At 58.7% G+C, this 11861-nt stretch carries 9 protein-coding genes and 1 pseudogene; 5 read left to right on the top strand and 5 right to left on the bottom strand.

Annotated features, from left to right (window positions below; all coding sequences use genetic code 11):
• Nucleotides 1-12 precede the first annotated feature (12 nt).
• A complete protein-coding gene (locus AAC035_RS02995) occupies nt 13-561 on the bottom strand; it encodes a hypothetical protein (protein ID WP_339799809.1) in 549 nt (182 codons plus the stop codon).
• Between the two features lie 354 nt (nt 562-915).
• Between AAC035_RS02995 and AAC035_RS02990 the strand changes: the two genes are divergently transcribed.
• Both AAC035_RS02990 and AAC035_RS02985 read left to right on the top strand, forming a co-directional pair.
• Nucleotides 916-1089 carry a hypothetical protein gene (locus tag AAC035_RS02990; protein ID WP_339799807.1) on the top strand — a complete coding sequence of 58 codons (174 nt, stop codon included), beginning with the start codon at nt 916-918 and terminating at the stop codon, nt 1087-1089.
• 236 nt (nt 1090-1325) lie between these two features.
• On the top strand, nt 1326-1838 hold the full coding sequence (locus tag AAC035_RS02985) for a PRC-barrel domain-containing protein (protein WP_339799805.1): 513 nt from the start codon (nt 1326-1328) through the stop codon (nt 1836-1838).
• Between the two features lie 117 nt (nt 1839-1955).
• Here the strand turns inward: AAC035_RS02985 and AAC035_RS02980 are convergent, their stop codons facing one another.
• The 3 genes from AAC035_RS02980 to guaB all read right to left on the bottom strand — a co-directional run bounded on the left by AAC035_RS02980 (nt 1956) and on the right by guaB (nt 6256).
• The gene (locus AAC035_RS02980) at nt 1956-2663 is read right to left on the bottom strand and encodes a matrixin family metalloprotease (RefSeq protein ID WP_339799803.1); all 708 of its coding nucleotides are present in this window, start codon (nt 2661-2663) and stop codon (nt 1956-1958) included.
• A 491-nt stretch (nt 2664-3154) separates the two neighbouring features.
• The gene (gene guaA / locus AAC035_RS02975; RefSeq protein ID WP_339799801.1) at nt 3155-4732 is read right to left on the bottom strand and encodes a glutamine-hydrolyzing GMP synthase; all 1578 of its coding nucleotides are present in this window, start codon (nt 4730-4732) and stop codon (nt 3155-3157) included.
• A 60-nt stretch (nt 4733-4792) separates the two neighbouring features.
• Entirely contained in the window at nt 4793-6256 is a 1464-nt protein-coding gene (gene guaB / locus AAC035_RS02970) for an IMP dehydrogenase (protein ID WP_339799800.1), read from the bottom strand.
• 274 nt (nt 6257-6530) lie between these two features.
• Between guaB and xseA the strand changes: the two genes are divergently transcribed.
• From xseA to AAC035_RS02955, 3 genes and pseudogenes are all read left to right on the top strand, one after another.
• Nucleotides 6531-7910, top strand: coding sequence for an exodeoxyribonuclease VII large subunit (xseA, locus tag AAC035_RS02965; RefSeq protein ID WP_339799799.1), 1380 nt, complete (start codon nt 6531-6533; stop codon nt 7908-7910).
• Nucleotides 7911-8030: 120 nt separating this feature from the next.
• Nucleotides 8031-9912: pseudogene (locus tag AAC035_RS02960) on the top strand (propionyl-CoA synthetase).
• Nucleotides 9913-10223: 311 nt separating this feature from the next.
• Complete coding sequence (locus AAC035_RS02955; protein WP_339799798.1) at nt 10224-10433, top strand: cold-shock protein; 210 nt, start codon at nt 10224-10226, stop codon at nt 10431-10433.
• 89 nt (nt 10434-10522) lie between these two features.
• Here the strand turns inward: AAC035_RS02955 and AAC035_RS02950 are convergent.
• Nucleotides 10523-11861 (bottom strand): 2-isopropylmalate synthase (locus AAC035_RS02950; RefSeq protein ID WP_339799796.1); only part of this gene is annotated, 1339 nt, incomplete at its 5' end.

The following is an 11861-nucleotide window of genomic DNA, read 5'->3' as shown; positions in this document are numbered from 1 at the left end:
CGCCGGGATGGCTCAGAAGTTGTAACCCAGACCCACAGTGTAAGCCCAGGCGCCATCGTCCTGAAACGCATCGGCCGCATCACTGGTGCTACTGAAAAGGAACTGGTACTCGACACGGGCGAGGAAATAAGTCTTCGCCAGTACGTAATACTTCAGGCCGGTTTCCAAACCCGCAAAGGCGGTGTCCTTGACGCCGTCACCGTAGATACCCCCGAGGCTGGCGCCGATGAACGGCCGCGCGCGATCAGTGAGGAACTGATAATTAACGTAGCCACGGGTTGAGCCGTTCCAGAAGTCATTGGAAAGGTCCTCACCTTCGATATCGGCATAATTGATGCTTTGCCGAACACCGGCAACGACCGCATCCCGCAGATACCATCCCAGGTCAGCGGACACGCCGATACTGGAACTGTCGAAGTCCTGGTCGCTGCTGCCCGTTCCTGAAAGGGAGAATTCCCGATCGCCCTGTTCAGGGCCGAAATTTGACGTTTGGGCGGTTGCTGCCATCGGCAATGCACCGAGAAGACAGAGAGTAATTGCCGCAGTTTTGACTCTGTTCATAAGAAGCTCCTTGCTTGCATTCTTCGAACTGCATTTCCGAATTACGCCAGCAGGTAACTGGCGTGGATTGTGGCGCAGCGGATAACAGGGCATTGAGCCCAACACGAGCGCACCCTCTCAGGATCGGCGCCACCCTGCTCAGCTGTCTGTACGTAAGCGCACACAGGGCTGTGTTCCGGCGGCAGCCAGCGGCGGCCTGAGGACACAAATCGCCACCTGAAATGACAGCCACTCGGTTCGACACCGCACCGAATCGGCTGCGAAATTCAACTAGCTTGTAGACATACTCTGCGGCCACATCCGTTCGTGGCTGACGGCAGAGTGCCAATAAAACAAAGACCTGGAGAACAAATCATGAACAAAACCCCTACAAAAGGCAGCCCGAGCGACGACAAGAGAAAAACCGGGAAGGATGACGAACTGACCGACGAGGAGCGCAATCAGGACCAGGGAAAATCCGGAAAGCACGGCAACAAGAGCGGTGGCACTGTCCTGGGCGATATCAATGACGACTCCAAAAAGAAATAACAGCGACTGATGCCGCCGGATGCTGAGCGTGACTGATCCGTCTGAATGAGGGCTCAGTGCGACAGCGAACCGACTGGCCAGGTTTCCAGGCGTATTCTGGAAGCTCATCCTGAGTTCCGGATGTAAAGGAGATTCAGTTTCCCCACCGCTAATGCAACCGGGGAAGAAGCGCTTTGATGAAGCGATGAAAATGGACATTCTGTCCGATTGACGGACCCGATTCGAAGGAGAACAAGATGAAAAAATTACATTCACTGGCCTTTTACGCACTGATCGCACCCGCCATGACCCTGGGTGCAAGTTCTGTCCTGGCCCAGCAATCTACTGGCGGCGCGGATGAGCGGCAACAGCAGAGCACTCAGCGTGACCAGACCAAGGGTGCAATGGAGTCCAAATCCCGGACTTCCGCAAGTGAAAGGAAAATGGACAATTCGTCTCGTATGCAGAGCCGGAACTTCCTGGACGCGGGTCCGGTTGATGGCGCACACGCCAGCAACCTGATCGGTGCTGAAGTCAAAACTGCAGGTGATGAGGACGTGGGCTCAGTCCAGGATCTGATCATTGATGCGGACGGTCAGGTAGTTGCGATCGTCATCGGTGTCGGTGGATTCCTGGGTATGGGCGAGAAAGATGTAGCCATTGGCTGGGATCACGTGACCCGGTCAGGCGCTGCTGATGAGCAGGACCTGCGCATCGACATGACTCGTGAGGAACTGCAGGCGGCACCTGAGTTCCAACAGGAAGATTGATTTCCGAAGTATCATTTATCCTGTGAACAAAGACGGCAGGGGCGAAAGCCTCTGCCGTTTCCATGTCCGGGGTCCGGGCAGCCTGTGGCATCCGTGGCATTCCGGAACCACCAGAACTCAGAACCTGCGCTTTTCTTCGCTGGTACTGGCCTCGGAATGGCCGGTCAGATCGTTTGCGAGATACACCCTGGCCGGTGTTGTTGAGAGCTGAGGGTCGGCGCCGATGGCCAGCACATTCTCTTCACCACCGCGTCCGTAGAGTTGCCTTACACCCTTCAGGTCGCCCGGCTGAAGTTCAGCAAAATCTTCAGTGTAGCGAAAGCCCATCAGTTGCCCTGAAGGTCCAGGGTGGTCCAGGCCGATGGCATGACCAATCTCATGAATCAGGGTGTAGCGGATGTCATAAACATCCTTGTCTCCGTCAAATCCGACCTTCCACCGGTGTTCAGGGTTCAGGCACACCAGCGACTGCCTGATACTGCCGACACTCCCCTCCGGATCGGGCGCGAAGTCGACATTGGCGAAGGCCCGGCCCCGGGGCTGGCCCTGAGCACCGAGCACAATATCGGCATCGCGGGCATTGTCGACCCGATAGAAAGACAGATCAGCCGCACGCTCCCAGACCCGAAATGCCGCTGCCGTCTCCAGCACCAGGGTGTCAAAGGAGAGATCCTGCCCGGAGAGCAGTTTCATCGGTGCCAGCACACCACAGTTGCGTGCATCATCGAAATTCAGCGTCTCGTCAGCAAAGGCATAGCTGATGCTGGCTCCCACGCCTAAGGTCTGATCGCCCCACTTGACCTTATAGCCGTCCAGTTCGAGCAACCTATACCCCCCGGCACCGTCTGCAGCAGCCAGAGGCAACGTCAATGACAGGAGAGCGACCAGAACTGGCCATTGTGTAAAAAGGCGTGCACCCAAGACTGCTCGCACTGCGTTCTCCGAACAGAGATACCCGAAAGCACTGGAATCTCTCCAGACGCAATGCTTTAGCCGCGAGAGGAGATTCCGGTACAGGACAACAACCAGGTGCGTTGCCGCACTGACACAGCTTCCGATGAGAGCCACACCAAACAAGGAGGATCATGCCTCGCAATTTGCGGGTTCTGACTGTGTCGATCTACTCCGGAACGTTACTGGCGAGGAGGGGTGGATGTCTGTAGTAAAAATGTTACGACCAGATGCGAACGCCAGGGTCTGGTCGCAGGGGGCTTCCGCAACAGGCGACCCGACTATCGGGAAATCAAAAAAGCCCGCTATCAAGCGGGCCTGGAGAAATGCTCAGCAATCATGTGCCCTGTACTACGGGCGGGTGGTCACTCCCACTCGATCGTAGCCGGCGGCTTCGAGGAAATATCGTAGGTAACCCGGGACACGCCGGAGATCTCGTTGATGATCCGGTTCGACACGGTTTCCAGCAGATCGTAGGGCAGGTGCGCCCAACGTGCTGTCATGAAGTCGATGGTTTCCACCGCTCGCAGGGCAATCACGTATTCGTAGCGGCGGGCATCCCCCACCACACCGACGGATTTGACCGGCAGGAACACCGCGAAGGCCTGACTGGTCTTGTGGTAGAAGTCCGCCCGGTGCAACTCCTCCAGGAAGATGGCGTCCGCCCTGCGCAGAATTTCGGCGTATTCCTTTTTCACTTCACCCAGAATGCGAACACCCAGACCGGGGCCCGGGAACGGGTGGCGGTAAACCATGTCGTAGGGCAGGCCCAGTTCCAGACCGATCCTGCGCACTTCATCCTTGAACAGCTCCCGCAGCGGCTCTACCAGCTTGAGCTTCATGGTTTCCGGCAGGCCACCCACGTTGTGGTGGGACTTGATGACATGGGCCTTGCCGGTTTTGGAGGCAGCGGATTCGATCACGTCCGGGTAGATAGTGCCCTGGGCCAGCCAGTTCACGTCCTGGATTCGGGTGGCTTCGGCATCAAACACTTCGATAAAGGTATTACCGATAATCTTGCGCTTCTGCTCCGGGTCATTGACCCCTTCGAGCCGTGACAGGAACAGATCTTCGGAGTCTGAGCGGATGACCTTGACACCCATGTTACGGGCGAACATGTCCATCACCTGATCGCCTTCGTGCAACCGCAGCAGGCCGTTGTCCACGAACACACAGGTCAGCTGATCACCGATAGCCCGGTGCAGCAGTGCGGCTGTAACCGAAGAATCAACACCCCCGGACAGGCCCAGCAAGACTTTCTCGCTACCTACCTGTTCCCGGATCTGGCGTACCGCATCATCCACGATCCGCGCCGGCGTCCACAGGGCCTCACAGCGACAGATGTTGCAGATAAAGTGCTCGAGGATGCGCTGTCCCTGCAAGGTGTGGGTCACCTCCGGATGAAACTGGACGCCGTACAGATGGCGACTGACATCCTGCATAGCAGCAACCGGAGCGCTCTCGGTGGACGCCAGCAATTCAAAGCCTGCCGGCATGGTGACCACCTTGTCACCGTGGCTCATCCAGACATCCAGCAGGGCGTCGCCCTGAGCGGTCAGGTGGTCCTTGATGTCATTGAGCAAGGGACCCTCGGCCCGTACCTTGACCTGAGCGTAGCCAAATTCACGTTTATCAGAACTGGCCACCTTGCCACCCAGCTGTTCTGCCATGGTCTGCATGCCGTAGCAGATACCCAGTACCGGAATACCCCGGTCAAACAGCCCTTCCGGCGCCCGTGGGCCGCCCAGCTGGGTAACGGATTCCGGGCCACCGGCAAGTACAATGCCTTTGGGATTGAACTCGTTCAGTTCATCCTCGGTAATGTCGAACGCCCTGATCTCGCAATACACACCAATTTCCCGCACCCGGCGCGCAATCAGCTGGGTGTACTGGGAGCCAAAATCAAGAATCAGAATGCGGTGATCATGAATGTTCTGGGACATGGGTTCCTCAAATCACAAGTAGAAACGGCCCCGGAGGGGCCGTGTTCCAGACTGGCCTGATCAGCCAATTCGGTAGTTCGGTGCTTCCTTGGTGATCGTCACGTCGTGAACGTGGCTCTCACGCATGCCGGCGTTGGTGATGCGGACGAACTCGGGACGGGTCCGCATGGTTTCCATGTCGGCACTGCCGGTGTAACCCATGGAAGCCCGCAGGCCACCCATCAGCTGATGAACAATATTGCGCATGGGACCCTTGCAGGCAACACGCCCTTCGATGCCTTCCGGAACCAGCTTTTCGACACCTTCGCTGGCGTCCTGGAAATAGCGGTCGCTGGACCCCTGGCCCATGGCGCCTAACGAGCCCATGCCACGGTAAGCCTTGTAACTACGGCCCTGATACAGCTCCACTTCACCGGGTGATTCGTCGGTGCCCGCCAGCAGACTGCCCACCATGACACTGGAGGCGCCGGCCGCAATGGCTTTGGCAATATCACCGGAAAAACGGATGCCGCCGTCGGCAATCAGGGGTATACCCCGGTCACGGAGGGCATCAGCCACATTGGACACCGCTGAAATCTGCGGAACACCAATACCGGCGACAATGCGCGTGGTACAGATGGAGCCGGGGCCAATACCAACCTTCACTGCATCGGCACCTGCGTCGGCAAGAGCAATGGCGGCATCGGAGGTGGCAATGTTGCCGCCCACCACCTGAACATCCGGATAGGTTTGCTTGATCCAGCGGACCCGCTCGATGACGCCCACCGAGTGACCATGGGCGGTATCCACCACAATCACATCAACTCCTGCCTCGACCAGGGCGGCAACCCGGGCTTCAGTGTCGCCACCGGTACCTACGGCCGCGCCTACCCGAAGCCGGCCCTGATCATCCTTGCAGGCCCTGGGATAATCCTTGGCCTTCTGGATATCCTTGACGGTGATCAGTCCCCGCAATTCAAAGCTGTCGTTCACCACCAGAACTTTTTCGATACGATGACGGTGCAGCAGCTCTTTCACCTGATCCAGGTCCGCACCTTCACGGACGGTGACCAGCTTTTCCTTGGGCGTCATGATGTCCGCAACCCGGGTATCAAGACGGCTTTCAAAGCGAATGTCCCGCCCGGTGACAATCCCCACCAGATCACGACCGGACACCACGGGCAAACCGGAAATCTTGTTGGCCAGGGTCAGATCGACCAGTTCACGAACGGTTGTGTCAGGGGTAACCGTAATAGGATCCTTGACCACACCGCTCTCGAACTTCTTGACCTTGCGCACCGCAGCCGCCTGCATTTCAGCGCTCATGTTCTTGTGCATGATGCCAATGCCGCCTTCCTGAGCCATGGCGATGGCCAGCTCGGCTTCAGTGACCGTGTCCATGGCAGCTGAAACCAGCGGAATGTTCAGGGTGATGCCTCGGGTAAGCTGAGTCTGAAGATTGACGTCCTTGGGCAGCACTTCAGAGTACCCGGGAACAAGTAGAACGTCGTCAAACGTGAGGGCTTCTTCGGCAATACGCAACATTGGGACCCGCCTTGTTTACATGCTGTGTTGAGGCACGGTTCTGAACCTTTCCGGGCCTTTGAACCCGGGGCCGGAAAAACCGGAAACCTTAATCGACCTATTATAAATTGGCGGGCCGGCACAGTAAACCGCGGTTCATGATTCCGGTGTTGCATCTTTTTGAATTTCCGTTACTTTTATCTTTCTTCTTTTTCGGTAAATGCGTACGGAAACAGGTCCGCTACGCTGGCATTCACCTGATCACCGCGTCTGATCACCGCACCAAGGGTCTGATATGTCTCAGCCAGTCGCCCCAGGACTCCTTCGCCCCCGCGCGCTGACGGTGAGCGAACTGAACCACCAGGCACGCCACCTGCTGGAAACCAGCTTCATGCAGGCCTGGGTGGAAGGCGAAATTTCAGGGTTATCGCGGCCCTCGTCCGGGCACTGGTATTTTTCCCTGAAAGATCAGCGCTGCCAGGTTCGTTGCGCCATGTTCCGGGGTTTTAATCAGCGGATCCGGGAAATCCCGAAGGAAGGCGATCTGGTCAGGGTCCGGGGCAAGGTCAGCCTGTATGAAAACCGGGGGGATTTTCAGCTGATAGCTGAGCACATGGAGCCCGCAGGCCTGGGGGCACTGCAGCAGGCGTTTGAGGCGCTCAAGGCCCGCCTGCAGGCGGAGGGGCTGTTTGCGGTCGAGCGCAAGAAGCCTATTCCTGACACCCCACGGCACATTGGCGTGGTAACCTCCGCTACCGGTGCCGCCATTCATGACATTCTCACGGTGCTGGCCCGGCGCTGTCCGGCCATTCCGGTCACCCTCTACCCCACGTCGGTTCAGGGTACAGCGGCTACGGCTGAAATTGTCGCCGCCATCGCCCGCGCGGTGCGCCATAACCGCGCGGATGTGCTGATTATTGGTCGCGGCGGCGGCTCTCTGGAGGATCTCTGGTGCTTTAACGAAGAGTCCGTGGCCCGGGCCATCGCCGAATGTCCCATTGCCACGGTCAGCGCGGTCGGTCATGAGGTGGATGTGACCATTGCCGATTTTGTAGCGGATCTGCGGGCACCGACACCCTCCGCTGCGGCAGAGAAAATCTCCCCCGACCAGACCGCCTGGCTGCGCCAGCTCAGTGAATACCAAAGACAACTGAGGCTGGCCCTGGCCCGCACACTTCGTCAGCAGCAGAGCCAGTTACAACACCTGCAGGCCCGCTTGCGGGACCCCCGCCGCGAGCTGCAGGAAAAAGCCCAGCGGCTGGATGATCTTGAGCGGCGGCTGAGTCAGGTCATTGTCCAGCTGGTCAGCCAGCGCCGGATCCGACTGAGTAACCTCGATCAGCGCTTGCAGTCCCGGCCACCCTCGCGCCAGCTCACAGAGCACCAACACGCCCTGGATCGCCTGCGGCAACAGATGGAACAGGCCCTGAACCGGCGGCTTGAGAAACTTGCTGAACGTGCGCACCACGCCAGCCACACCCTGCACACCGTCAGCCCACTGGCCACCCTGGGACGCGGCTATGCCATCGTCTCCACCGACCAGCAACCGGTGGTTCGCCGTTCCGACAGCCTCAAGGCCGGTGACAGGATCAACGCACGCCTTGGTAACGGCTCGGTCAGTGCCACGGTCACGGCCACTCACCCGGAGCAGAAAACCTTGATCGGGGACAATTAGACGGACGCTCCCGGTTTGCTTTAGCCTTTGGTCTACTTCCGCTTCTGGCCAAACCCCTTAAAGTCAGCGACAGTACTTCTACAAAAACAACAGACCTGACCAAGGATAAAAGGTGGACCTATGGACTACCCGTCAGAATTTCGCCGTTCCATCGATCAGCCAGAAGCCTTCTGGCGCGACAAGGCGGCCTGTATCGACTGGATACGGCCTCCGGAAGATATCTGGAAAGCCACCGAGAACGGCCATGGCCAGTGGTTTCCCGATGGCCTGATCAATACCAGTGACGTCGCCCTGGACGCCAACATCCGCGCCGGCCGTGGTGATCAGACCGCTCTGATTTACGACTCTCCGGTGACCGGCACTGGCCGCAGCTACACCTACAAAGAGCTGACCCGGGAGGTGGCTCTGTTTGCCGGCGCGCTGCAGGCACAGGGAATCGCCAGGGGTGACCGGGTCATCATCTACATGCCGATGATTCCGGAGGCCGCCATTGCCATGCTGGCCTGCGCCCGGATCGGCGCCATTCACTCGGTGGTGTTCGGTGGTTTTGCCCCCCACGAGCTGGCGGTGCGTATCAATGACGCCCAACCGAAGGCCATTGTCACCGCGTCCTGCGGCATTGAAGTGGCCAAGGTCATTCCCTACAAGCCGCTGGTGGACAAAGCCATCACCGAAGCGGACCACAAGCCGGACCTTTGCATTGTCTTCCAGCGCCCCCAGGTGACCGCCGAACTGCAGGCTGGCAGAGACTTTGACTGGTCAACCCTGGTCGCCGCTGCGGATCCAGCAGATCCGGTTCCGGTGGCGGCAACTGATCCGCTTTACATCCTGTATACCTCTGGCACCACCGGCAAGCCCAAAGGCGTGGTTCGTGACAACGGCGGTCATGCGGTTGCCCTCCGGTACAGCATGGAGCTGGTCTATGGCGCAGGTCCCGGCGACGTGTTCTGGGCGGCTTCAGATGTAGGCTGGGTGGTTGGTCACAGCTATATTGTCTACGGCCCTCTGTTCATGGGCTGCACCACCATTCTTTACGAAGGCAATGAAAACCCCGGATGCCGGGGCTTTCTGGCGGGTCTGCCAAGATCACAAGGTCAACTATCTGTTTACCGCACCGACAGCCTTCCGGGCCGTGCGCAAAGAGGATCCGGAAGCAGACCAGCTGGCAAAGTACGATGTCAGTTCCCTCAAACGGCTGTTTCTTGCCGGTGAAAGACTGGATCCGTCGACCTACGAGTGGCTGAAGGAACACACCGGACTGCCGGTACTGGACCACTGGTGGCAGACGGAAACCGGCTGGGCCATCTGCTGTAATCCGGTCGGAATTGAACAGATGCCCACCAAACCGGGCTCGGCAACCTACCCTGCACCGGGCTACAACGTGCAGATCATTGATGGCCACGGACGTCAGGTAGGGTTCGGCGAACAGGGTCAGGTGGCGGTAAAACTGCCGTTACCGCCGGGCTGTCTGAGCACGGTATGGGGTGATGATGACCGCTTCCGGAAAACCTACCTTGACCCCGCACCCGGTTTCTACAGTTCCGGCGATGGCGGCTTTCTGGACGAAGATGGCTACGTCTTCATCATGGGCCGCACCGACGACGTCATCAATGTGGCGGGTCACCGTTTATCCACCGGCGAAATGGAGGAAGTGGTTGCCTCTCACCCCGCGGTTGCAGAATGTTGTGTCGTAGGCGCCAGCGATGAGCTACGGGGGCAGATTCCTGTCGGTCTGGTGCTGCTCAAGGACGGCGCCACCATCGACCAGGACGAACTGGAGGAGGAGCTGGTGGAAATGGTACGCGACAAGATCGGGGCCATCGCCTGCTTCCGGCGGGCCATGGTGGTCGATCGTCTGCCCAAGACCCGCTCCGGCAAAATCCTGCGCCGGGTGATCCGGCAGATTGCCGACGGTGAGGAGTATGCGGTGCCATCCACCATCGACGACCCGGCCATCCTGGACGAAATCAGTGAGCGTTTCCGGGTCGGCCCGACCAGGTGAGCAAGCCGGAAAAAACAGGGTAATTCCAGCAGACCGACAACATAAAGACGCCAGTTAACTGATTTAAAACGGGAAACGTCAAACTAATAAGCTTGTTAAAAAGCCATTGACGCTCCCATAACTCGGTCTATACTGAAATTTGCTGCGAATTGACAGCGGTATCACGAGAATGCATTTCAGCGGTCTGCTTAAGGGCTCTTCGTTGCTCCTCTTCTCCGTACTTACTGCCAGTTCCCGGCGATCAGTCCGCCCCTTGGAGGCGGGCACGAAGGTCCCGTGAGGGCAAACGTTTAGAAACACAGGAAAGATTCATGTCCGATACAAAAACAGGCCACGTGAAGTGGTTCAATGAGTCCAAAGGCTTTGGCTTCATCGCTCAGGACGGCGGCACCGATGTATTTGTGCACTACAGTGCCATCAACTCCAGTGGATTCCGTACCCTGACCGAAGGCCAGCAGGTACAGTTCACCGTTACTCAGGGCCCGAAAGGTCCCCAGGCGGAAAACGTAACGCCCATGTGACGTTATAGTTCCGGCCATTGCCCCTCACGGGCTTTGGACATCAGAAAAGCCGGCGTTTGCCGGCTTTTCTGTTTGCGCTGACCGGTCACTCAGATCGCTGGTTCCGTTGCCTTCCTTGCCGACGCAACCTGCCGGGCCCTGGCCGAGCCCACTGCAGACAACAGCGCCTGCAGGGTGGCCGAAGTGGTGTCCTCTGCCAGTGACGCCGCACTGTAGACCTCACCGTTCACCACAATGCGAATACAGGCCAGGGCATTGGCACTGGTGCCCTCTCCCAGGGCGAACTCATCGTAGGCTTCTACCGACAGGCTCAGATCATGGGCATCCTGAAGCGCAGAGGCTACCGCCTCAACTGCTCCCAGGCCACGCCCTTTGAGTTCGACTGCGGGTGTACCGTAGCTGACCACGGCCTGCACACCCTCCTGGTCCCGGTGCAGATCATAGGTGCTGAGACGCCACTGATCCTCCACTTTCAGATAGCGGTCTTCAAACAGCCGGTGAATGGTGAGGGAGTCGATCTCGCCACCGTTGACCTCCGCTTCGCGCTGAACGCACTGACTGAATTCGATCTGCAGCCAGCGCGGCAGGCTGATGTTGTAATCCCGCTCCAGAATATAGGCGACGCCGCCCTTGCCGGACTGGCTGTTGATCCGCACCACTTCTTCATAGCGCCGCCCGAGATCTCTGGGATCGATGGGCAGATAGGCCACATGCCAGGGGTCCCCCTCGCCGCGAAACGCCAGGCACTTGCGGATGGCGTCCTGGTGGCTGCCGGAGAAGGCGGTGAACACCAGCTCGCCGGCGTAAGGGTGCCGGGGATGGGTGGCGATCTCGGTGCAGGCTTCCACCACATCGGTAATCTCAGCCATGCCGGACAGGTCCAGTTTCGGATCAATACCCTGGCTGTACAGGTTCATGGCCATGGTGACCAGGTCCATGTTGCCAGTGCGCTCACCATTACCCATCAGGGTACCCTCAACCCGGTCGGCGCCCGCCATGACGGCAAGCTCGGCAGCAGCCACACCGCAGCCCCGGTCGTTATGGGTGTGCACACTGATGCGGACATGTTCCCGGTTGCGGATGTTGTCACAGATCCACTCAATCTGATCGGCAAACACGTTCGGCGTGGCCATTTCCACGGTGGCCGGCAGATTGATGACCACCTGCTGGCCCTGGTCCGGACGCCAGACATCGGTTACGGCATCAATGACTTCTGCTGCGTAATCCAGCTCGGTGCCGGTAAAGCTCTCCGGGGAGTACTGGAAGGTCCACTCGGTGTCCGGGTAACGCTCCGCAATATCCTTCACCAGCTGTGCGCCATTGACCGCAATCTGCTTGATGCCCTCCCGGTCCATGCCAAAGACCTGCTCCCGCTGCACCGTAGAGGTGGAATTGTAGACGTGCACAATGGCCCGTTTTGCCCCTTCC

This window comes from uncultured Marinobacter sp. (assembly GCF_963974375.1).
Lineage (GTDB): Bacteria > Pseudomonadota > Gammaproteobacteria > Pseudomonadales > Oleiphilaceae > Marinobacter.
The sequence above is the reverse complement of the archived record's forward strand: the minus strand, read 5'-3'. Positions and strand labels throughout refer to the sequence as shown.

What these genes read in the sequence shown, in the direction of transcription:
- AAC035_RS02995 (WP_339799809.1), bottom strand. Translation starts at nt 561, where the DNA reads ATGAACAGAGTCAAAACTGCGGCAATTACTCTCTGTCTTCTCGGTGCA.
- AAC035_RS02990 (WP_339799807.1), top strand. Translation starts at nt 916, where the DNA reads ATGAACAAAACCCCTACAAAAGGCAGCCCGAGCGACGACAAGAGAAAA.
- AAC035_RS02985 (WP_339799805.1), top strand. Translation starts at nt 1,326, where the DNA reads ATGAAAAAATTACATTCACTGGCCTTTTACGCACTGATCGCACCCGCC.
- guaA (WP_339799801.1), bottom strand. Translation starts at nt 4,732, where the DNA reads ATGTCCCAGAACATTCATGATCACCGCATTCTGATTCTTGATTTTGGC.
- guaB (WP_339799800.1), bottom strand. Translation starts at nt 6,256, where the DNA reads ATGTTGCGTATTGCCGAAGAAGCCCTCACGTTTGACGACGTTCTACTT.
- xseA (WP_339799799.1), top strand. Translation starts at nt 6,531, where the DNA reads ATGTCTCAGCCAGTCGCCCCAGGACTCCTTCGCCCCCGCGCGCTGACG.
- AAC035_RS02955 (WP_339799798.1), top strand. Translation starts at nt 10,224, where the DNA reads ATGTCCGATACAAAAACAGGCCACGTGAAGTGGTTCAATGAGTCCAAA.